Source organism: Lentilitoribacter sp. JB5-8 (assembly GCF_055693385.1).
The window spans coordinates 3191737-3214982 of sequence record NZ_CM146332.1; the positions used below are offsets into that span (position 1 = coordinate 3191737).

The following is a 23246-nucleotide window of genomic DNA, read 5'->3' on the forward strand; positions in this document are numbered from 1 at the left end:
AGGGAATTTAAATTCAAAAAAACTAATTTGTGAGATCTTCCGCCAGCATGAGCGCATTTCCGTCAGGGTCATAAAATGTCGCTGTTTTGACCATGCCTTCAACAACCATTGTCTCGCCGTCAAACTTTACGCCAGCGCCTTCTAAGGCACCTCTGGCTTCGTCCATATTGTCAACACCAAATACAGGCACTGCATTCCCGGGGCTGGGCTCCCCCTGCTCTCCTAAGCCTAATGTCACACCATCAGTCATGGTCTTCATCTCACTCCAGCCCAATTCGTCGGCATGGTATAGCGCTTCAAACCCAAGCTTTCCTTCATACCACTTTGCGCTCGCATGTCGGTCACTGACAGAGATTGCGAATGTGATGGTATTATTTAGCGAAACAAGTGCCATTGTACTTTCCTTTTTACAATAAATATATATACTATATTTTATGGACATTAATCTACTTGTCAAGATAACGCAACGTGCTTGGTCAATGAACATTTTAGCACTCATGCACGAAGGCACTGCTGGACGGCAAGCAACCCTGCTTGCAAAGACCGGTGCGGGACGCACAGCATTCGCGCAAAGTCTTCAGCATCTGATTGAATTAAACTTAGTGCAGCGTAACCCTGGACACGGACATCCACTACGCCCCGAATATATTCTCACTGAGCTCGGTCATTATGTTGCAGAACGCGCTTACAAGATTGGTCATATAGACAGCGAATTGGAAGACAGAGCCTTGCTCAGACGCGCCTGGACGCTGCCCATACTGGCGATAAGCTCTGAACCCATTCATTTTGGCGGATTAAAAAGCCGACTTCTGCCGATAACCGATAGAGCCCTATCGCAATCACTTAAACAATTGGAGGCATGTCACTGGATGCAAAGAGATGTCGATATATCCCAAAGACCAGCAAGATCGATATATCAGGCACAAGGTATTGGATCGCAGATTGGACAATTGATCAGCGCATAAAAAAACCTGACACAAAGTATCAGGCTTTTCGATTTTTGATTAGATCGCTGTTTAGCTATCCAAGAAGCTGCGCAATTTACGCGAACGACTAGGGTGCTTTAATTTCCGCAATGCTTTCGCTTCGATCTGACGAATACGTTCACGCGTCACGCTGAACTGCTGACCAACTTCTTCCAAAGTGTGGTCGGTATTCATGCCGATACCAAAACGCATCCGAAGAACACGCTCTTCGCGTGGTGTAAGCGAAGCCAGAACACGCGTTGTTGTTTCGCGCAAATTCGCTTGAATAGCCGCATCAATCGGAAGGATCGCATTTTTATCCTCAATGAAATCACCCAAGTGGCTATCTTCTTCATCACCCACAGGTGTTTCAAGAGAGATCGGCTCTTTCGCGATTTTGAGAACCTTGCGCACTTTCTCAAGCGGCATAGCAAGTTTTTCAGACAATTCTTCAGGTGTCGGCTCACGACCAATCTCGTGCAACATCTGACGTGATGTACGTACGATCTTGTTGATTGTCTCAATCATGTGCACAGGAATACGGATTGTTCTCGCTTGGTCAGCAATAGAACGTGTAATCGCCTGTCTGATCCACCAAGTTGCATAAGTTGAGAACTTATAACCACGGCGATATTCAAACTTATCAACCGCCTTCATAAGACCAATATTACCTTCTTGAATAAGATCAAGGAATTGCAAACCACGGTTTGTGTATTTCTTTGCGATTGAGATCACAAGACGAAGGTTGGCTTCCACCATTTCCTTCTTGGCGATGCGCGCTTCGCGCTCACCTTTTTGCACCATATGCACGATACGGCGGAATTCAGAGATCGAGATACCTGTTTCAGTCGCAAGATTTTGGATCTCACCGCGTAGATCACCAACCTTACGCTCTTCAGCATTGGCAAGTTCTTGCCAACCTTTTGTCTTAAGAGCTGCAATCATCTCCATCCAATTTGGATCAAGTTCTGAGCCTTGATAGTGCTTCAAGAAATCTTCGCGCAACACACCGTAGCTTTCAGCCAAACGCAACAAGCGACCTTCGTTTTGCACGAGGCGTTTGTTAATGTCATAAAGCTGTTCAACAAGTGCATCAATTCTGTTCTGATTAAGTGCAAGCGATTTCACGGCACTAATCAAAACATCTTTAAGCTCTTTATATTTCTTTTCCTGTGCTGGAGACAATTCGTCATTGTCATGGTCAGCCATGCTGGATTCAACTTGTTGATCCTGCAATTTGCGAAGCCCGAAATATGTGTCCGCGATAAGATCAAGCGTTTCCATCACCTGAGGACGCAACTCAGCTTCCATCGCAGCTAGCGATAGATTTGCTTCATCTTCATCATCTTCATCTTCTTCAATTGAGCTGCCTTCGCCACCCACATCGGTGACATCATCAGAACGCTTACGCTCAGCGAGACGTTTTTCCTTCTCTTCAGCTGCCTTACGGTCAGCCTCGATCTTTTCAGGGCTCTGGAACTGCGGTGCAGCCTTTGCTTCTGGACCAGAATACGTTGTCTCAAGATCAATGATCTCACGCAATAGGGTGATTTCTTCATTCAACTCTTCGCGCCAAATAATTAGCGCCTGGAATGTCAGTGGACTTTCACAAAGACCAGCGATCATAGTTTCACGACCAGCCTCAATGCGTTTTGCGATAGCAATCTCACCTTCACGAGATAAGAGCTCGACCGAACCCATTTCGCGCAAATACATGCGCACCGGATCATCGGTACGATCGGTTGGCTCTTTTTCTTCGCCTTCGCCAAAGCCGTACCGGTTGCCGTTGCAACTTCAGTCCCGGTCGCAGAAGGTGCAGCAGTTGCAGCTTCCTCTTCAGCTACATCTTCTTCATCGACAACGTTTACGCCCATTTCTGAGAACAGCGATAAGATGTCTTCGATCTGTTCAGAACTAACTTCCTCAGATGGTAAAACCGAATTGATTTCGTCCATGGTCACATAACCACGTTTTTTTACCGTCTTGATAAGCTTCTTTACTGCGCTATCAGAAAGATCGATTAGAGGGCCGTCGGCGCCACCTTCTCGTTCATTTTCTTTTTCATCATTTTTTTCTTGTGCTTTAGTTGCCATCAGCCAGCCATTTCCTTGCAAAAACTGAGATCGTTACATACCAAATAAACCAAGTTTATTCGTTGCCGCGAATCACCTACGGCAATTTGATCAGTTGATGCTTAATTCCTGATTAACTTAGGATACCCATTCAGTAGGTGATTCCCGTAAAAATGCGCCACGTCAAGTACTTTTCGCCAAAACAGCCTATTTCCGTGCTTCAAACGCAATATTTATAGCTCCACAACGCATTATTACTTTATTTTATGTGACTCCATTTGGTGTCATCTATCGCAAATTCAAGCCTGCAAATCGAGAGAATCAGCCTTTAAGCCTGAAATATCGAAATTTTCGCGATTTAACCAACATCAACTTTAACAAAAAAGAATAATTAACTCCGTTTTCTTCCCCGTCCGGACAAAACACCGAAGCCATCAATGATTGCTTCCTGACTTTCAAGACGGATAACCTCCTCTTGAACCTGGTGCAAAGCAGCAATAAGGCCAGGAACAATATCTTCATCGCCCTCTTCTGTAGCCACAGCAATGTCGCGTTCAAGTTCGTTCTTTTGCCATTTTAGCGAACGCGTTCTTTGGTTTAGTGAAAATGCCTGCATGAAACCATCTCTGGCATCTTCAGGGGCGGCATCTGCCATAACCTGCCAAAGCCGCAATTGGCGCATCTGTTTTTCCAAGCGCTCAATAACCGGCCCCATATCTCTTTGCGTTAGATAAGTCATCATTTCCTCACGCGTTAGGCGATGACCACTTGCGCACGCCTCTTGCATAATTTGCCACAGACGTTGAAGCTCTTTGTTCTCCAATTCCAATTCCATGAGAATATCAAAATCATCAATGAGCATATGGGGATGGCTGATAATGGTAAAAACAAGCGCACTTTCGCGCGACAATGGCAAATCTGAACGGCCACTGACCAAACCAGATCGGCGAAGTTTATCCGAGGCAAGCATCGAATTACCCCCGCTCCCACGGCCATTTTGATATCTATTTTGTTGTGGGCCGGAACTAAATCCGCGATTTCCTTGTGCCTGATTGCCACTTCGGTTGGAGAAGAAACCGCGCAACCGATTACGAATATCCTGCTGATAATGATGTTTGATACTATCGTCTTGAATAACAGATATGATTTGGCGAAAGCGTTTTTCTAATTCCGCCTTGCTTTCGGGCGTATCATACACACCCCGGTCAGCTTCACGGCTCCAAACCATCTCCGCCAAACCACGGGCATTTTTGATCACTTCATCAAACCCAGCGCGTCCCTCTTCTTTGACCAGATCATCAGGGTCTTTACCTTCTGGCAAGACCGCAAATCTCAGCGATTTGCCCGGTGTTAAGAGAGGTAAAGCTAGATCAATCGCGCGGTCGGCGGCACGCTGGCCGGCACCATCGCCATCAAAGCACAAAACTGGTTGGTTTGAGACACGCCACAATAGGCGCAGCTGATTTTCAGTCAGCGCAGTCCCCAAAGGTGCAACCGCGTTTTCAACACCTGCCTGATGAAGCGCGATCACATCCATATAGCCTTCAACGGCAATAAGCGGAATATCATCATTCTTGATAGAACGACGTGCACGCGCATAGTTAAACAGCACGTTACTTTTATGAAACAACTCGGTTTCATTAGAGTTGAGATATTTCGCCGGTGCGGAAGGGTCCATTGCTCGTCCACCAAAGGCAATTGTCTTCTCGCGCGAAGACGGAATAGGAAACATAATCCGATCTCTAAATCGATCGTAAGAGACGGCAATATCAGGGCCATGGACAACAAGGCCGCATGCTTCAATCAAGCCTTTATCGACGCCTTGTTGCGATAGATGTTCCTTCAGCGCATTTCTGCTGTCATGCGCAAAACCAAGTCTAAAAGTTGATATAGTCTTGCCTGATAACCCCCTATCACGCAAATAAGCACGCGCTTTTGCACCCGATGCTTGCTGAAGTTGTTGTTCAAAATAACTGGTTGCCATTTCCATGACATCTTCGAGAGTTGCGCGCTTTTGTTCGCGCCGAGCTGATTCTGGATCAGGTGCAGGCAAAGTCACCCCGGCTTGATCCGCAAGACGTGTAACGGCCTCAACAAAGCTTAAACCTTCATATGAGGTCAAAAACTTGAAATGGTCGCCTTTTTCACCGCAACCAAAGCAGTAATATCGACCTTTTTTATCTTCACAGTGAAAACTTGGCGATTTTTCACCATGAAATGGACAACAAGCCCAAAAATCTCCGCGAGGCGCATTTGTTTTCTTGCGATCCCATGTGACATGGCGGCCGATGACTTCCGAAATCGGAATCCGGTCACGCAGTTCATCAAGAAAGTTGTTTGAAAATCGCAAAAATGCCTCCAGAGGTCGATATTTACTTAGCATAAATATCTGAAGGCGTTTTGGCTAGAATCTCAAATTTCGTCAAGCCATTTCATTAAATAGTATATTGGATAATTAGCGAATGAGACCTAAACGCATGGATCGAACAACGGCTTGCGTGCGGTTCACACATTCCAGTTTTTGTACGGCTAACATCGCATAATGATTAACTGTATGCTCGGACAATGACATGATCGTTGCGATTTCCGCGCTGGTTTTACCTTCAGCAATCCATTGCAACACTTCATTCTCGCGTTGTGAGATATTTGCATCCGTGGTTTGGTTACCCGGTAAAATCTTCAGTGATTTTTCAACCAACCTTGTTGCAAACAGCTGAATATCTGCCAAATGCTCTTCGCCGAGCATCACATCACGCCCACCCGTTAAAACCAACAAATGCAGACCATCACCATTATTGACCGGGAAATAACCGTTGCGCTCGTATTTATAACGGCTCAGCAATTCCACATGCATCTCGTTAAGGGTGCTGTAGTCAATATCATCAATAACCGGTGCAAGACGTTTGCGTGATTCTTTGATTAAGTAATCACTTTCCGCTCGACCCATCATATCATAATGGCCAAGAACTTCCGTTGGCCAATTATTGGTAATGGCAATCGTATTAATGCTGAGCTTTTCGTTCTCTGAGTGAGGAATGTAAGCGAGCATAAAGTGCTTAAATCCGTATTTTTCACATGTCGCACGCAGTATTTGTTTTATATCAAATACCGTCGCTATATCATCAACAAATGAAGATGATACCGCCTCCTGCCTAATCTCTGCGACTTGCCCCATAATTTTTATCCTACCATTAGCGTTAAAAGTTAACCTAGATAGATGGGCTTGTCCGAAACTGACGAAAGGTTAACAAACTAAGGGTGTCGAAGCGTTAGGAACCACTTTCTTAACAAATTTCGTCGTGCTGGAGACGCGTTTTTGGTTTTAAAATTTCAACTTCATTGCTTAAACGTGGATTTTACCACTCAGATGTTGACCGCAAAGACAGGCTAAGTTATCAGCATGTTTCAGATGGCAATTCTTTGCGCGATCTGAATCTTGAACGCATCTATCGCCATTCAATCGAACAATAATGCCCTATTATTTCGCTAAAGCTGAATGGATCCGCTAATGTCACATGCGCAAAACAACGACCAACCATGGCCAATAAAAAAACCAACCGCTGTATTAGTATTGGCGGATGGCACAGTTATCTATGGGCAAGGCCTCGGCGCTTCAGGTGAAGTGGAAGCTGAAGTTTGCTTTAACACAGCGCTTACCGGGTATCAGGAAATTCTGACCGACCCATCCTATCTTGGTCAAATCGTTACTTTTACATTCCCACACATTGGTAATGTTGGTGCCAATGGTGAAGATATTGAAGATCTAACACCGGCAGCAAGACGCGGTGCGGTTGGCGCCATCTTTAAGGCAGATGTGACAAACCCTTCCAATTATCGCGCTGTCGAACATCTTGATAGCTGGCTGAGTGCAAGAGGCATTATTGCGCTATCTGGCATCGATACACGCGCACTTACGGTTTTGATCCGCGAAAAAGGTGCACAAAACGCGGTAATCGCACATGCGCCGGACGGCAATTTTGATCTAGACGCATTAAAAGCCAAAGCAGCAAAATGGTCGGGTCTTGAAAATCTTGATCTTGCAATTGAAGCAACATCTGGCCAATCGAGTCAGTGGACCCAGGCGCCCTGGAAACTCGGTGAAGGTTATGAGGAGCTAAACAATGATGAATATCACATTGTTGCACTTGATTATGGCGTAAAAAGAAACATCTTGCGTTTGTTCGTTGGTCTGAACTGCAAAGTGACTGTTCTACCTGCCAAATCTTCTGCTGAAGAGGTTCTTGCTCATAACCCGGATGGCATTTTCTTATCAAACGGACCTGGTGATCCAGCAGCAACGGGTGAATATGCAGTTCCAACTATTCAAGCGCTTTTGGAAAGTGGTGTTCCAATTTTCGGTATTTGTTTGGGTCACCAAATGTTGGCACTTGCGCTTGGCGCAACGACAGTGAAAATGCACCAAGGTCACCATGGCGCAAATCATCCAGTAAAAGACCACACGACCAACAAGGTTGAAATCGTTTCGATGAACCATGGATTTGCGGTGGACAGCGACAGCCTGCCAAAGGGCGTTGAAGAAACACATGTCTCATTATTTGATGGCACAAACTGTGGCCTACGTGTTGCGGGCAAACCGGTTTTCTCTGTTCAGCATCACCCAGAAGCATCGCCTGGTCCGCAAGACAGCCATTATCTCTTCAGACGCTTCATTGATCTGGTTCAAGAAAATCAAAAAGCACACGCTTAAATTAATAAACGGACGGGAAGTTATACAATTTCCCGTCCGATTTGTTTGATCTTGTAAAAATATCGCGCACCCAAACAAATAAATGAAAAAGCAAGACCTGCAGTTAGGCCATACCAAATCCCTACTGGACCAAGCGCGAAACGGAAGCATAAGAGATATGCAAGCCCCAATCCAAAACCGTAGCAAACTAGGTTAATGATCATAGGCATAGTCGCATCTTGAAAACCACGCAGCACACCTGCGGCAATCACTTGCCCTGAATCAACAAATTGGAATGCGGCGGCAACCAATACAAGCGGGATCGCAATAGCTGCCACGATCGCTGCATCAGAGTTGGAGCTATCTAAGAACAGATCAACTAACTGGGTTGAGAACACGGCTATAATAAGTGCTGTAACGAGAGCAAAGAACATTGCAACCACCAGCGCCGCTTTGGAAGCGAGTAAAATATCAGACATATTTTCGCGACCATAGGCATTGCTCACGCGAATGGTAGCGGCACCTGAAATCCCGAGCGGGATCATAAATGCAATGGCCGCAACCTGCAGCGCAATCCCATGGGCGGCCAGCTCCATTGCGCCAATCCACCCCATTAATAATGAGGCGCCAGAAAACATTGAAATCTCGGCTAATATTGAAATAGATATCGGCAAGCCTAAAGTCGCAACGCGCCAGAAAACCGCCCAATCCGATCTCCATACACGCGTCAGTAATTCGTATTGGCGATATTGCTTGTGAATATACAGCCAACCCACCAACACAACCATGATAATAATATTAGTGCCCAATGATGCCCAAGCAGCGCCGACCACACCGAGCTCAGGAGCACCCCAATTACCGAATATAAAAACGTAATTGAGCAGCATATTTAACAATATTCCAGGAACAATCGCCCAAAATACGATTTGCGCTTTTTCAAGCGTTGCAAAAAAGTTGCGAAACACAAGCGCCCAAAGCGCAGGAAACAAACTCCATTGAGCAACGCGGACATATTCTGCTGCCAAAGATGAGACGTCCTCATCCTGCCCTAAAGAAACAAATATACGCTCAATATTCCACATTATCGGCATGGAAATTAGTACGATAAGCCCTGTAATCCAAAGGCCCATACGCATTGCACGGCGCAAGGATCTCGTGTCATCTTTTGCAAATGCGCTCGATGCTAAAGGCACCACTGCATGACCAAATCCAGCCCCAAAGATAAAGAAGAAAAACACAGCCTGCGTGCCAAGCACACCCGACGCGAGACTAAATGTGCCATGCCACCCGAGCATGACGGTATCCGTTGTATTAATCGCGATTTGAGCCAATTGGCTGCCAACTAGCGGCAGGCTTAATAGCCATGTCCGTTTTATATGGTGAATATAGTTCATCACGCGACTCAGTTTAATTGCCCAAAGAACAGACAATAACTTCATATCAAGCGAGAATACACCGCCTATTTTTTATGCAGAAGAAATACTGCAGAAAGAAATTTGATGTTCTGGCTTTAAACTATAATGTCGCGTTGAACGTGTCACAAGCCGACAACCGACCCGTTTCAAACCCGCGGGAGAACCATTCTTTTCTTTGAGCGGATGTTCCGTGGTTAAAGCTTTCTGGAACAATAAAGCCTTGCGTACGCTTTTGAATGGTATCATCGCCAATTTGATTAGCAGCATTGAGCGCTTCTTCTAAATCGCCGCGTTCAAGCAATCCTTTTTGCGCCGTGTAATACCCCCAAATCCCGGCAAAGCAATCTGCTTGTAGTTCAACGCGAACAGACATGCGGTTTTCTTCTTGTTTGCTCATTGAGCGACGCATCTGATTAAATTTTGGCAGTACACCAATGACGTTTTGGACGTGATGACCAACTTCATGCGCCAAGACATAGGCTTGCGCAAAATCACCAGCGGCACCAAAACGTGTTGCTAATTCATCATAAAAGGTGAGATCGATGTAGATCTTGCTATCTGCCGGACAGTAAAACGGACCAGAGGCTGAACTTGCAAATCCGCATGCCGACTGAACTTGATTTGAAAACAATGTTAAAGTCGGTTCAGGATAGTTCACACCTTCAGTGCGCATAACACCGTTCCAGACATCTTCTGTCTCAGCCAATACGGTCGCAATGAACTGGGTCATTTCATCCGCACTTTGGCTCGGTTGACTGTTTTGTGTGGTGGTTTGCTCAAAATTAGAGGTTGGAGCTCCTCCCATTTGCGATAAAATATCAGATGGGCTGACAATCCCAAATGCCCAAAGGCCTAGAAACACTACCCCCATAAGCAAGAGTGATTTAAAGCTCATGCCCCCACGACCAACACCGCCGCGACGAGATGGAAGACGAATACCACCGCGACCAAATGGATTGCGGCTGCTAGATCTTGTTCGTGAACTCGAACGACCACGAACATCTTCGATATTGCTTGACTGGCGACGACCTTTCCAACGCATGACATACCCCTTGGTCTGCAAAAAATAGTACTTTCACTGGTAATGCCATTTGGTTGGATAATCAAATATAGATTTCTCAATATGTGTGGAATTTAGCTATCCGATGAGGAGTTGATGCATTAAACGCCCGGGCAGTAGCGTGAAAAGCCCAGCGCCTATCAGAGCGTAATAAAACAACCCTTTCATGGTTTTTTTATGCTCTTGAATACGCCCTGCCCTTGCATGCTGGATGGCGCTAAAAACAGAATAGATCGCCAAAATAGATAGCAAATGTATGGGGCTAAACGGCCCGATGAGTTTTATACCATGAAGCCAAAAGCTTGAAACCGCAGTGATGAGTAAAGATACCACCCAAACTTTGCCCAAGAGTTTATGTTTTAAATTCCCTTTGGCACCCAGCATGATCCAAATACCAAGAATTAAGGCTAGAACAGCTGAAATAACGTGAATTTGAACCGTAAAGCTTGCCTGAAAAAGCGGTGATAAATTAAACATCGAAAATCTTCCTCATTGAATGAATGGAAGAATGGTCTTATCGGTTATATGCCAAAGACAAATTTAGTTTACGTGGAATGCATGACCGAATTCGCCAATGATACACCTTTCCAATTGACGCTTCGCCAAATGCAGGCGCAATTCAAAGACATTAAATTTTTCGGCTATATCGGTGTTGCTGTATTGATCCTCACCCTATCGGGTCCTTTTGGAACGCTCGAGCATTATAATTTCTTAGAGCGTTTCGCATATTGGGCGATTTTAACGCCTGTTACGTATGTATTAGCAAGTAGCGTGGCGACATTTGTCACAATTTCACTGAAACGTAAAAATCAAAACGACTGGTTATCTTATATCATCGGCGGAAGCGCAGCTGGTATCATTGTTGGCTTATTTGTGTGGTTGTTTGGTCTATTTTTGCAACAATCATTTGGCCAGTCATTTGCTGGGCTGCTAAAAATTTTCATGTACACGCTACCTATTACAATTGGCGTGACATTGTTATTCAAACTATCTGAAACTAAACCGCAGCAGGCGTTGGATGAGCTGCAGGCGGATACAAGGTTTTTTGAACGTGTACCAAAGGAACTCGGAAGAGATCTCATTTCTTTAAATTCGCAAGATCATTATGTAAAAGTTACAACATCATTTGGATCTGATCTTATTCTTATGCGGCTTTCCGATGCGGTGTCAGAGCTGAAAGATTTCGAAGGCATTCAACCGCACCGATCTTGGTGGGTTTCCAAAAACCACATTGCTGAAATGAAAATAGTGAATGGCAAAAAAATGATTAAGCTAAAGAATGGTGATCTAATACCTGTTAGCCGTTCAAACCAAAAAGACGTTGCCAACTACCTGTCCCGTTAATTGCAGGTCAAATTTTCAAAGTTTTTTCAAAAATTATTGTGTGCAGTGCGAAAATAGACCTTCTTTTTGTCATAATCGAACGCTAAACAGCGCCCATCTTCTTTTGAGATGTTATGAGGGCGACAACTTCCTCAAAATTGAAACAAACTAATTTGGCATAAGCCAATAAGGACAAACACATGAAAAATTTATTGATCGCGCTGGCTGTATCAGCAATGGCAGCGCTTACGCTTTCAGCTTGTAGTGACGAGAAAAAGGAAGCCGAGGCGAAAGCCAAGGCTGCTGCCGAAGAAAAAGCCGCTGAAGCTGCTAAGGCTGCGGAAGAAGCAGAAGCTGCAGCGAAAAAAGCCGCTGACGAAGCTATGGAAAAGGCAAAAGCTGAAGCTGCCGCTGCTGAAGAAAAGGCAAAAGCCGAAGCGGAAGCTGCAGCAAAAGCAGCTGAAGAGGAAGCAAAAGCTGCTGCCGACAAAGCTAAAATGGAAGCAGATGCTGCGGCAAAAGCCGCGGAAGATGCGGCTAAGGCTGCTGCTGATAAAGCAAAAATGGAAGCAGACGCTGCTGCCAAAGCTGCAACAGATGCAGTTGACGCTGTAAAAGAAGAAGCTGACAAAGCAATGGAAAAAGTTGGCGAAACAATGAACGCTGTTGAAGACACAGTTAAAGCTGTTGACGGTCTTCTTAAACAGCCAACTGAATAATTCATCATCCCTGTTTGATGAACATAATTGGGCAGTGGGTTGGCAAAATCCACTGCCCTTTTTTCATGCACATAAGGGGTAAAAACCATTTGGGTTTTATTCGTGCTACTTTGCCCACAATTTTCGTCTTTTAAGGGGTTACAAATACTTAAACTTCCCCTATAAGGCACGCTTAGCCACTTAAAACAGATTACACCTCCGATGGACTTCTCCAGCCGGAGTTTTTGTGTAGCGTGATACGGATATACGCCATGACGAAACGTACTGATATTAAATCCATTCTGATTATTGGTGCGGGACCGATTATCATCGGCCAAGCATGCGAATTTGATTATTCAGGAACCCAAGCCTGTAAAGCGTTAAAGGAAGAAGGTTACCGGGTGATCCTGGTTAACTCCAACCCAGCAACGATCATGACAGATCCGGGTCTTGCCGATGCAACATACATCGAGCCGATCACACCGGAAGTTGTTGCGAAAATCATTGCAAAAGAACGCCCCGATGCGCTTCTGCCAACAATGGGTGGCCAAACAGCGCTGAACACAGCGCTTTCGCTACGCCGCATGGGTATCTTAGATCGCTACAATGTGGAAATGATTGGTGCGCAACCTGATGCCATTGATAAAGCCGAAGATCGTTCATTGTTCCGAGAAGCAATGGATAAGATTGGCCTTGATACACCTATTTCAGTCCTTGCGAATGCGACAGATATTAAAGACGTTGATCGTGTAAAGCATGAAGCAGCGCGCGCAGAACTTCGCGAGAAATTTTCAGGTGATGAGCTTGATAAAGAACTCGATGCACTCGAAAACCAGTGGAACCTTGGCGAGAGCGACCGTAAACAACGCTACATTGCCCATGCAATGGGAATTGCAGCCACCGCTATCGATAAAGTAGGTTTGCCAGCGATTATCCGACCATCTTTCACATTGGGCGGCACAGGTGGCGGTATCGCGTATAACAATGATGAATTCTTTGAAATTGTTCGCTCGGGTCTTGATGCATCTCCGACCACAGAAGTTTTGATTGAAGAATCGATTCTTGGCTGGAAAGAATATGAGATGGAAGTTGTGCGCGACAAAGCGGATAACTGCATCATTATCTGTTCGATTGAAAACTTGGACCCAATGGGCGTGCACACAGGCGATTCTATCACTGTGGCCCCTGCTCTGACATTGACCGATAAAGAATACCAAATCATGCGGAATGCATCGATTGCCGTATTGCGTGAAATCGGTGTGGAAACAGGCGGTTCAAACGTTCAATTTGCGGTGAACCCGAAAAATGGCCGTTTGATTGTTATTGAGATGAACCCACGCGTGTCGCGTTCATCAGCGCTTGCATCGAAAGCAACTGGTTTCCCAATTGCCAAAGTCGCAGCCAAACTTGCTGTTGGTTACACGCTTGATGAGTTGGAAAACGACATTACCGGCGGTGCAACACCTGCATCCTTTGAGCCATCTATTGATTATGTGGTCACAAAGATCCCACGTTTTGCATTTGAGAAATTCCCAGGTTCTGAACCAACACTTACAACGGCTATGAAATCTGTTGGTGAAGTGATGGCGATTGGCCGTACCTTTAACGAATCGCTGCAAAAAGCACTTCGCGGCCTTGAAACTGGTTTGACTGGTCTTGATGAGATCGAAATCCCAGGTCTTGGCGAAGGCGATGATCAAGACGCCATTAAAGCCGCGATCAGCACGCCAACACCTGATCGTTTGCGTATGGTTGCACAAGCCATGCGCCTTGGCATGAGCAACGAAGATATCAATAAAACCTGTTGGATTGATCCATGGTTCTTGGAGCAAATGCGCGCCATTGTAGATATGGAAATGCGTGTGCGCCAATATGGTTTGCCTAAAGATGCTGAAAACCTGCGCATGCTCAAATCAATGGGCTTCTCAGACGCGCGTCTTGCATCACTCATCGGTCAAGACGAATTGGACGTAACCAAAGAGCGTCGCGAGCTTGGTGTTGTCCCAGCTTACAAGCGCATTGATACATGTGCTGCGGAATTCGCATCACCAACAGCTTATATGTACTCAACTTATGAAACACCTTTTGTCGGCCAACTCAGCTCTGAAGCTGATGTTTCAGATCGCAAAAAGGTTGTTATCTTGGGTGGTGGCCCAAATAGAATTGGCCAAGGCATCGAGTTTGATTATTGCTGCTGTCATGCTTGTTTTGCGCTTAATGATGCGGGCTATGAAAGCATCATGATCAACTGTAACCCTGAAACGGTTTCAACTGATTATGATACATCTGACAGACTGTACTTTGAGCCACTCACAGCAGAAGATGTGATTGAAATCCTTCATATCGAGCAGTCTAAAGGCACACTTGAAGGCGTGATTGTTCAGTTCGGTGGACAAACACCTCTGAAACTTGCCAATGCACTTGAAGAAGCAGGCATTCCGATTTTGGGAACAGCACCTGACGCTATTGATTTGGCAGAAGATCGTGACCGCTTCCAAAAGCTTTTGATCAAACTAGATCTCACACAGCCGAAAAACGGTATTGCTTATTCTGTTGAGCAAGCACGATTGGTCGCAGCTGAAATTGATTTCCCGCTTGTTGTTCGTCCTTCCTACGTTTTGGGTGGCCGCGCGATGGAAATCATCCGTGATGAGGCAACATTATCGCGTTATCTGTTAGAAGTTGTGCCTGAATTGGTACCAGAAGAGATTAAAGCGAAATATCCAAACGATAAAACAGGTCAGATAAATACGCTGTTGGGCAAAAACCCGCTTCTATTTGATAGCTATCTCACCAATGCAACAGAAGTTGATGTTGATTGTTTGTGTGATGGTGAAGACGTGTATGTTTCCGGCATCATGGAGCACATCGAAGAAGCTGGTATTCACTCAGGTGATAGTGCCTGTTCACTGCCAGCGCACTCATTAGATGATGCAATGCTTGATCGCTTGGAAGAACAAACAAAAGCACTTGCGAAAGCGCTGAATGTTGGCGGTCTGATGAACGTTCAATACGCGATTAAAGATGATGTGATCTACGTTATTGAGGTGAACCCTCGCGCATCACGTACAGTCCCATTTGTTGCGAAAACAATCGGTGCACCAATTGCCAAAATTGCCGCACGTGTTATGGCCGGTGAAAAACTGGATGCAGCGTTTAAAGCCTATGGCGAAAAACCTGATCCACGACAGCTTGAGCATATTGCTGTCAAGGAAGCCGTCTTCCCATTTGCGCGTTTCCCTGGCGTTGATACGCTACTTGGACCAGAAATGCGTTCAACCGGTGAAGTCATGGGATTGGATACAGACTATTCACTATCCTTTGCAAAGTCTCAGCTTGGCGCAGGTGTTGATCTTCCGCGGTCCGGTTGCGTGTTCGTATCCGTTAAAGATGACGATAAGCCAGGCATTTTGGAAACTGCTAAGAAGCTTTCTGACGGTGGTTTTGAAATCATGGCAACGACAGGTACAGCCAACTTCCTTGAACACGCTGGGGTTAAAATCACCCGCGTGAACAAAGTACAGGAAGGCCGTCCTGATATCCGCGACGCAATTCGCAACCGCCAGGTACAGCTTGTGATCAACACGACATCCGGAGCAAAGGCGATCTCGCATTCGAAATCTCTGCGCTTGGCAACATTGACCAACAAGATCCCGTATTTCACCACCCTAGCGGGTGCTGCGGCAGCTGCTGATGCGATTATTGCACTAAATGCAGGTAATCTTGAGGTAAAACCGCTACAGGATTATTTCAAATAATCTGCCAAAACACCAAACGAGCGGGGAAAACAAAACCATATTTGCGATCCCCCTTGTTTCAGGTTAAGAATCACTATCTGATATTCTGATCGGCTTGTATTAATTTACAACTTGCCCAAACAAGTCCCTCAATAGGGAATTTTTTAAGGATTGAGCCATGGTTGAAAAAGTACCCATGACCCAACAAGGTTTTACTGACCTTCAAGAAGAACTTCGTTTTCGTACGCAAACAGAACGAGGTCGTATTATTGATGCGATTTCTGAAGCGCGTGCGCATGGCGATTTATCAGAGAATGCTGAGTATCATGCTGCCAAAGAAGCGCAGAGCATGAATGAAGGTCGCATCATGGAGCTTGAAGATTTAACTTCGCGGGCAGAAGTTATCGATCTAAGCCTAATGTCTGGTGACACAGTAAAATTTGGCGCGACCGTGAAAATGGTTGATGAAGACACTGATGAAGAAAAAACCTATCAGATCGTTGGCGATCAAGAAGCCGATGTGAAAAAGGGTAAAATCTCAATTTCATCCCCTATTGCACGTGCTCTCATTGGGAAATCCGTCGGTGATTCTATTGAGTTTAATGCACCTGGTGGCGCTAAAGGCTATGAAATCCTAGAAATCTCCTGGGGCTAACATAGCCGTTTTTGCAAAAAAGCTTGGTGTGATGGCATGAAGACATATGTTGACCTTAAAGACACCCATGTGCTCGCACCAAACTTAAAAAAGCGCCTTTCAGGTGTGACCTCCACAATTGTGAATTTGGTCCCTAAACAGAAAAAACTGGGCGTTCAAATCGCGTCCATAGGCCCAGGACTACCCGATTTTATCCCGCATGTAAGTTTTTCCCAATTATGGAAACTTTGGCAATTGCCGCAGGACGGCAAGATGCGGGTCTGGCATGCGCGCAGAAATGTAGAAATGCTGCCTGGTATTTTCATGCGCGATATCTTGCGGATGAAAATTAAAGTCATCTTTACTTCAGATGCACAACGTAACCATCGAAGCTACACAAAATGGCTGATCTCAAAAATGGATCATGTCATTAGTGGGTCACAAAAAGCAGGCAGTTTCCTTGAACGAGACAGTACAATCATTCACCACGGTGTCGATTTAGACCGGTTTTTCCCCTCTCCGGATAAAACAAAAGAACGCTCAGAATTAGGCCTTGATCCCAATCTAAAGATTGCTGGATGTTTTGGCCGCGTTCGCCACCAAAAGGGCACTGATATTTTCGTTGACATGATGATCAGACTTTTGCCCAAACATCCTTCGTGGATTGCAGTTATTACAGGTCGTGTAACCGCAGAACATGTTGGATTTGCAGACAAGCTGAAGAAAGCCGTTAAAGAGGCTGGTTTAGACGATCGTATTATATTTGCAGGCGAAGTGGATGCGATCGAAAAGTGGTTCCGGGTGCTTGATTTATACATCGCACCTCAACGAAACGAAGGTTTTGGCCTGACGCCGCTTGAAGCTGCAGCTTGCAACGTTCCAAGCGTTGCTGCCGATGTCGGCGCGTTTTCTGAAATCATCGTCAATGATAAAACTGGCATTGTTGTCGGCGTCGAGGACTTAGATGCGCTTTGCAAAGAAGCCGATAAATATATGTCTGACGCTAAGCTTTTAGAAACACTGGGAAAAAACGCCCGTGAATATGTCAGTCAAAACTTCTCGCTTGAAAAAGAAGCGACTGCAATCAACGCCGTGTACGAGGCAGTGCGTAACGGATGAAGAAAACGTTCCTGCTCATCGCGAAAGACAATTCCTATGGCCTTGTAAAAGAGGTGATGGTGATCGCTGAGCAATTGGAAGCGCATGGCTATAATGTCGAGCGAGCGACACCGAAAAGCCGGAGTTTGATCTCTCGCCTTACCCGGAAAAAACAGGCGGATGTCATAGTCTTTTTTGAGCGGATTTTTCCCGCATGGTATTCCGCCGCTGACGAATTTTATCTCGTTCCCAACCAAGAACGATATCCAAAGCGACAACTCAATCGCCTTAAAAAACTCGATGCAGTTTTGACAAAAACGCGTCACGCAGAAGAGGTATTTCAAGCCTGCGGCAGTGCCACCATCGATATCGGTTTCTCATCCGAAGATCGACAAGATGCGAGCCTAAAAAAAGACAAAACCAAATTCTTCCACCTCGCAGGCGGCAGCACGCTAAAGGGCACAGAAGTCATTCTTGACCTTTGGGAAAAACACCCTGAATGGCCAACGCTGACTTTGGTCCAGAAAAAGGTCAACGCACCCGAAAAAGTGCCAGCAAATGTGGAATTACATTCCGGGTATTTATCAAACGAAGATTTGCTAAAACAACAAAATGAATGTGGCATCCATTTGTGCCCTTCCCGCTCCGAGGGTTGGGGGCATTATATCGTTGAAGCTTTGTCGACAGGCGCCGTGGTTTTAACGACCGATGCGGAACCGATGAACGAACATATCAAAAAAGAGTATGGAATATTGGTGCCTTTCAAACACCAAAGTCCACGTCATATCGGAACCAATTTTTATATCGATGAAGCAAAGCTAGAGGCTGCAATCAACGATCTAATAAAAATAAAAGAGACAGAGTTCTTGGAAAGGTCGCAAAAGGCGCGCCAAGCCTACAAAGCCATTCATCAAAACTATGTCACCCGCTTTGAGCAATTTCTCAAAGACCATGGTCAGAGCCACTAAATACCAATTCAGTACCGCAATACCATCAATAATTCTCAATGAATAAGCAGATCACGGTAATTTGACAGTGAGAACTGTGAGTAACTTACTCATTGGTCTTGAAACACCCTATCCAGTCTCACTAAATCTGCGATAAATATCCCACAATAATTTTGCAGCTCAATATGCGCTACTAGAGGAAAATTCATGTCTGATCGCCACGTACCCGTTCTCATCATTGGCTCTGGCCCTGCTGGCTATACTGCTGCGATTTATGCAGCACGTGCGATGCTTAAACCTGTGATGATTTCTGGTCTCGAACAAGGTGGACAGTTAATGATCACAACTGAAGTGGAAAACTATCCAGGCTATGCAGAAGCCGTTCAAGGCCCTTGGATGATGGACCAAATGCTTCAGCAAGCACAGAATGTGGGCGCAGAAATCATCACCGATGTTGTCACCGATGTGGATGTTTCAAAACGTCCATTTACCGCAAAAACAGATAGCGGCGTGACGTTCACTGCAGATGCATTGATCATCGCAACAGGTGCACAAGCTAAATGGCTTGGTATTGAAACCGAGCAAACATTCATGGGTGGCGGGGTTTCCGCATGCGCAACATGTGATGGGTTTTTCTACCGCAATAAAAATGTAGCTGTTGTTGGCGGCGGCAATACAGCCGTTGAAGAGGCGCTTTATCTGTCTAATCTGGCCGCAAAAGTAACACTCATTCACCGCAGGGATGAACTCCGTTCTGAGAAGATCCTTCAGGAACGCCTATTTGCAAAAGAAAATGTAGAGATCATCTGGGACAGCGAAGTTAAAGAGATCACGGGTGAGCTTGCAAAAGCACCACTTCCGCCAACAGTGACAGGCGCGATTTTACATAACCGTAAGACGGGCGAAGACAGCTCGATTGATATTGATGGTATTTTCATCGCTATCGGTCACGCACCAGCTGTGAGCTTATTTGAAGGCAAATTGAAGCAAAAACCAAATAAGTATCTTTGGACCGCCCCTGATTCAACAGCAACAGATGTTGAAGGTGTATTTGCCGCTGGAGATGTAACAGACGACATCTATCGCCAAGCGGTTACTGCGGCGGGCATGGGTTGTATGGCCGCGCTTGAAGCAGAACGTTTCCTTTCCTAATAACCCACACCCCAAATGCACAATTTAACAATCTACAAGACCTACAATCTTGTAGATTGCACATTGTTTTCATTTACTATTAGATGAATAAAAAGAATCTTTTGTTTTGTTAGTGGATGGGGAGATCAACTAAATGCCGCTAGATTGGGACAAGTTACGCATATTCCATGCCGCGGCTGAAGCAGGCTCATTCACTCATGCAGCCGATAAGTTGCACCTATCTCAATCCGCAATTAGCCGTCAGGTGAGCGCGCTTGAGCATGAGGTCAGCTCAAAGCTTTTTCACCGTCATGCACGCGGACTTATCCTCACCGAGCAGGGTGAATTGTTATTTCGAACTGCCGATGATGTGCTTCATCGATTAGAAACAGCGCGCATGCAACTCATTGAAACCAATGAGCGCCCAAGCGGGAATTTACGTGTGACCACCACAGTTGGGCTGGGCCAAGGTTGGCTAACCGGCCATATCCATGAATTCCTATCGCTCTATGATGATATTCGTCTGCAATTGCTGCTCGATAACGACGAGATTGATGTGGGCATGCGCACAGCAGATTGTGCTATCCGTCTGCGACGACCGCATGAATCTGACCTCATTCAACGGAAATTGTTTACCGTGCATTTCCATGTCTATGCCTCGCCGACCTATATCAATAAATTTGGTGAGCTGAAAACTCTTGATGATTTAGATAACCATCGCATCATTACCTTTGGTGAACCTGCACCAAGTTATTTATTAGAGATGAACTGGCTTCAATCTCTTGGACGTTCGTCAGACAATCCACGAACCCCACATCTACAGATCAACTCTTTACCAGCTGTAAGGCGCGCTTGTATGCGCGGGATTGGTATTTCACTTCTGCCAGACTACATGGTTTCGAAAGAAGACGGCTTGGTTCAATTGCAAATCAATGCCGATATCCCGTCATTTGACACATATTTCTGTTATCCGGAAGAAATGAAAAATGTTGCAAAACTTCAAGTCTTCCGTGACTTTCTCGTTGCAAAGGCTCGCCGCTGGGAGTTCTAGACTGGTATAAAAATTAGCACACCAGCAAGAAAACGCTTTAAAAATAACCATTTGGATAGTTTTGCTGCAACGCACGCAAATCATCAGCTATGCGCTGAATGCATGACAGACATGCGGGATAATTTATTGTCAAATGCTTAATAAAGTATCATATTGTAGTCAGCAAATGCACAAATGGTGGTCACCTCCCAGTCCACCGCATGAGCTGTTCCCTCCGAAGGTAACTCCTTCTTACTTGGCCGTGGTTCGATCTACGGCCTTTTTTTTGTCTTTTTTTCAAGCATCGCATAAAATTGCACACAAAAAAGGCACATCAGTTGATGTGCCTTTCAGAAATTAACATGCTTGTTTGATCTTATTTCAAAGATGCACAGAAACGCTGAATGCGTGTACAAGCTTCCTCCAGCAATTCATCAGACGTCGCGTATGAAATACGGAAGTTCGGTCCCTGACCAAAGGCTGAACCATGAACAACTGCCACACCTTCTGCTTCCAATAGCTCAGTCACAAAATCAGCATCTGTCTCAATCAACTTACCACTTGGTGCTGTTTTACCAATCAATGCAGCGCATGATGGATAAACATAAAATGCACCTTCAGGTGATGGGCATTCAATACCAGTTGCTTGATTAAGCATGGAAACAACCAAGTCACGGCGACCTTTAAACAAAGTTTTGTTAGTCTCGATGAAATCTTGCGGACCGTTTAGCGCTTCAACAGCTGCCCATTGCGCAATTGAACATGCACCAGATGTTTGCTGACCTTGGATCATGTCCATAGCTTTGATCAATTCGATCGGACCTGCAGCATAACCAATACGCCAACCTGTCATCGCATAGGCTTTTGATACACCATTCATTGTTAATGTGCGGTCATATAGCTTTGGCTCAACTTGTGCAGGCGTGACAAATTCAAAGTCGTCATAAACAAGATGCTCATACATATCATCTGTCAGCACCCAAACATGTGGGTGACGCAACAAGACGTCTGTCAAAGCTTTCAACTCATCATGCGAATAAGCACCACCAGATGGGTTGGATGGTGAGTTGAAAATCAACCATTTTGTCTTCGGTGTGATGGCAGCTTCAAGCGCCTCAGCAGACAATTTAAATTTGCTTTCAATCGATGTTGCGATTGGTACTGAAGTACCGCCGCAGATCGCGACCATTTCAGGATAGCTCACCCAGAAAGGTGCAGGAATGATGACTTCGTCACCTTCGTTCAATGTTGCCATGAGCGCGTTAAACAAGATCTGCTTGCCACCCGTTCCAACGATGACCTGGCTAGGATCATAATCCAAACCATTTTCACGTTTAAACTTCTTGGCAATTGCTTCGCGCAGTGGAGGAATTCCGGCAACAGGGGTGTATTTCGTTTCCCCGCGCTTGATCGCATCCATTGCTGCTTCTTTGATATTATCCGGCGTGTCAAAGTCAGGCTCACCTGCGCCAAGACCAATAACATCTCGACCAGCAGCTTTTAACTCACGTGCTTTTTGTGACACAGCAATTGTTGCAGAAGGTTTAACTCTAGAAAGTGCATCGGCTAGAAAGGCCATTTTGTGCTCCATATGTTATTACGGAAGTGGTATGTCGCAAGGCCAGTATTCTTGCAAGTTGAAAATCAAAAAACTTCACTAATTTTTGCAGACTTGATCTTCTACACAACATTCACGCCACTAAATGGTCACAAAAACTATCCTCTAACGCCCTAATTCAATCTCATTGACGTCGATTTTCTTGATCATAACACCGCTAACAACGGAGTTAATATTATGGATCAATTCATTCGCACCCCTCGCGCAGGCAAAGAAGACAAACAACTAACGCTAACAATCTTTATCTTTGCCGGGTTTCTTTTAGGCGTGACCGCAATCGCAGGTATCGGCCAAACGGAAGACAAGGAGTATTTTGCAACTGATCAAATTCAGTTCACACAGCGTTCTTGAACTGCTTTGAGCGCACTGTATGGATCTCTCAATCCAGAAACGGTTATCGGTTTACCCGCACGCGGGTAAATGTGCATCGAGGCAACTTTGGTAAATCGCCCTAACCAGCCATATTCAAGTTCAACATTCTTGATAAATTGATAATCAATTTCCATTGGATCCCGCGCTGGAAACCCTTTGTGAACGATTAAATTATCATCGAACAATCGAATACCTAAAGTCGCGAATTTCAACACATTGTATGCAATAAGTAACGGCACACCCAAGACCAAAACAAACATACAAAGTCGAGCCAGCGCAGTGTGCGACTGATCATTTAAATACAGCCAACCCCAAGCAGCACCATATCCCAAAGCAATTATCATTGCAGGCAAAAGCAAAGTTATCAGGCTTGAACGAAAATGCAGTTCTGATTGCTTATTGTGTTCAGCAATTTTTACAATGTTATCCAATCCAAATTCCCAAAATAGTCTTCCCACA

19 protein-coding genes and 1 pseudogene are annotated in these 23246 nt (G+C 45.3%); 11 read left to right on the forward strand and 9 right to left on the reverse strand.

Going from position 1 to position 23246, the window contains the following annotated elements; translation table 11 throughout:
- Positions 1–22: 22 nt before the first annotated feature.
- Complete coding sequence (locus ACZ1GZ_RS15585; protein ID WP_472665798.1) at positions 23–394, reverse strand: VOC family protein; 372 nt, start codon at positions 392–394, stop codon at positions 23–25.
- A gap of 85 nt (positions 395–479) precedes the next feature.
- On the opposite strand from ACZ1GZ_RS15585, the gene ACZ1GZ_RS15590 reads away from it, so the two are divergent.
- On the forward strand, positions 480–965 hold the full coding sequence (locus ACZ1GZ_RS15590) for a winged helix-turn-helix transcriptional regulator (RefSeq protein ID WP_472665799.1): 486 nt from the start codon (positions 480–482) through the stop codon (positions 963–965).
- Positions 966–1016: 51 nt separating this feature from the next.
- Here the strand turns inward: ACZ1GZ_RS15590 and rpoD are convergent.
- From rpoD to ACZ1GZ_RS15605, 3 genes and pseudogenes are all read right to left on the reverse strand, one after another.
- Positions 1017–3058, reverse strand: a pseudogene (rpoD, locus tag ACZ1GZ_RS15595) (RNA polymerase sigma factor RpoD).
- Positions 3059–3428: 370 nt separating this feature from the next.
- Positions 3429–5387 carry a DNA primase gene (gene dnaG, locus ACZ1GZ_RS15600; protein WP_472665800.1) on the reverse strand — a complete coding sequence of 653 codons (1959 nt, stop codon included), beginning with the start codon at positions 5385–5387 and terminating at the stop codon, positions 3429–3431.
- Between the two features lie 105 nt (positions 5388–5492).
- Positions 5493–6212 carry a helix-turn-helix transcriptional regulator gene (locus ACZ1GZ_RS15605; protein WP_472665801.1) on the reverse strand — a complete coding sequence of 240 codons (720 nt, stop codon included), beginning with the start codon at positions 6210–6212 and terminating at the stop codon, positions 5493–5495.
- A gap of 333 nt (positions 6213–6545) precedes the next feature.
- Here ACZ1GZ_RS15605 and carA point away from each other — a divergent pair, with 333 nt between their 5' ends.
- Entirely contained in the window at positions 6546–7745 is a 1200-nt protein-coding gene (gene carA, locus ACZ1GZ_RS15610) for a glutamine-hydrolyzing carbamoyl-phosphate synthase small subunit (RefSeq protein WP_472665802.1), read from the forward strand.
- A gap of 20 nt (positions 7746–7765) precedes the next feature.
- Here the strand turns inward: carA and ACZ1GZ_RS15615 are convergent, their stop codons facing one another.
- The 3 genes from ACZ1GZ_RS15615 to ACZ1GZ_RS15625 all read right to left on the reverse strand — a co-directional run bounded on the left by ACZ1GZ_RS15615 (position 7766) and on the right by ACZ1GZ_RS15625 (position 10676).
- Positions 7766–9118, reverse strand: coding sequence for an MATE family efflux transporter (locus ACZ1GZ_RS15615; protein ID WP_472665803.1), 1353 nt, complete (start codon positions 9116–9118; stop codon positions 7766–7768).
- A gap of 121 nt (positions 9119–9239) precedes the next feature.
- On the reverse strand, positions 9240–10181 hold the full coding sequence (gene ypfJ, locus ACZ1GZ_RS15620; RefSeq protein ID WP_472665804.1) for a KPN_02809 family neutral zinc metallopeptidase: 942 nt from the start codon (positions 10179–10181) through the stop codon (positions 9240–9242).
- Between the two features lie 96 nt (positions 10182–10277).
- Positions 10278–10676: a DUF2306 domain-containing protein gene (locus ACZ1GZ_RS15625; protein WP_472665805.1), complete on the reverse strand. Its 399-nt coding sequence runs from the start codon at positions 10674–10676 to the stop codon at positions 10278–10280.
- An 81-nt stretch (positions 10677–10757) separates the two neighbouring features.
- On the opposite strand from ACZ1GZ_RS15625, the gene ACZ1GZ_RS15630 reads away from it, so the two are divergent.
- The 8 genes from ACZ1GZ_RS15630 (at position 10758) to ACZ1GZ_RS15665 (ending at position 20818) form a co-directional block, all read left to right on the forward strand.
- Positions 10758–11543, forward strand: a complete 786-nt coding sequence (locus tag ACZ1GZ_RS15630) for a LytTR family DNA-binding domain-containing protein (protein ID WP_472665806.1) — start codon at positions 10758–10760, stop codon at positions 11541–11543.
- A 179-nt stretch (positions 11544–11722) separates the two neighbouring features.
- Positions 11723–12241, forward strand: a complete 519-nt coding sequence (locus tag ACZ1GZ_RS15635) for a hypothetical protein (protein ID WP_472665807.1) — start codon at positions 11723–11725, stop codon at positions 12239–12241.
- 251 nt (positions 12242–12492) lie between these two features.
- Positions 12493–15978 (forward strand): carbamoyl-phosphate synthase large subunit, encoded by a 3486-nt coding sequence (gene carB, locus ACZ1GZ_RS15640; RefSeq protein ID WP_472665808.1) that lies wholly within the window; start codon positions 12493–12495, stop codon positions 15976–15978.
- Between the two features lie 157 nt (positions 15979–16135).
- Positions 16136–16612, forward strand: coding sequence for a transcription elongation factor GreA (gene greA / locus ACZ1GZ_RS15645; protein ID WP_472665809.1), 477 nt, complete (start codon positions 16136–16138; stop codon positions 16610–16612).
- Between the two features lie 36 nt (positions 16613–16648).
- Positions 16649–17710 carry a glycosyltransferase family 4 protein gene (locus tag ACZ1GZ_RS15650; RefSeq protein WP_472665810.1) on the forward strand — a complete coding sequence of 354 codons (1062 nt, stop codon included), beginning with the start codon at positions 16649–16651 and terminating at the stop codon, positions 17708–17710.
- A complete protein-coding gene (locus ACZ1GZ_RS15655; protein WP_472665811.1) occupies positions 17707–18657 on the forward strand; it encodes a glycosyltransferase in 951 nt (316 codons plus the stop codon). Before ACZ1GZ_RS15650 ends, ACZ1GZ_RS15655 begins: the two co-directional genes overlap by 4 nt.
- A 186-nt stretch (positions 18658–18843) precedes the next feature.
- Positions 18844–19788: a thioredoxin-disulfide reductase gene (trxB, locus tag ACZ1GZ_RS15660; protein ID WP_472665812.1), complete on the forward strand. Its 945-nt coding sequence runs from the start codon at positions 18844–18846 to the stop codon at positions 19786–19788.
- A gap of 133 nt (positions 19789–19921) precedes the next feature.
- The gene (locus ACZ1GZ_RS15665) at positions 19922–20818 is read left to right on the forward strand and encodes a LysR family transcriptional regulator (RefSeq protein ID WP_472665813.1); all 897 of its coding nucleotides are present in this window, start codon (positions 19922–19924) and stop codon (positions 20816–20818) included.
- A 355-nt stretch (positions 20819–21173) separates the two neighbouring features.
- Here the strand turns inward: ACZ1GZ_RS15665 and ACZ1GZ_RS15670 are convergent, their stop codons facing one another.
- Positions 21174–22376: a pyridoxal phosphate-dependent aminotransferase gene (locus ACZ1GZ_RS15670; RefSeq protein ID WP_472665814.1), complete on the reverse strand. Its 1203-nt coding sequence runs from the start codon at positions 22374–22376 to the stop codon at positions 21174–21176.
- A gap of 216 nt (positions 22377–22592) precedes the next feature.
- Between ACZ1GZ_RS15670 and ACZ1GZ_RS15675 the strand changes: the two genes are divergently transcribed.
- On the forward strand, positions 22593–22766 hold the full coding sequence (locus ACZ1GZ_RS15675; RefSeq protein ID WP_472665815.1) for a hypothetical protein: 174 nt from the start codon (positions 22593–22595) through the stop codon (positions 22764–22766).
- Here the strand turns inward: ACZ1GZ_RS15675 and ACZ1GZ_RS15680 are convergent.
- Positions 22745–23218, reverse strand: a complete 474-nt coding sequence (locus ACZ1GZ_RS15680) for a PH domain-containing protein (RefSeq protein WP_472665816.1) — start codon at positions 23216–23218, stop codon at positions 22745–22747. The genes ACZ1GZ_RS15675 and ACZ1GZ_RS15680 overlap by 22 nt on opposite strands.
- Between the last annotated feature and the right edge of the window lie 28 nt (positions 23219–23246).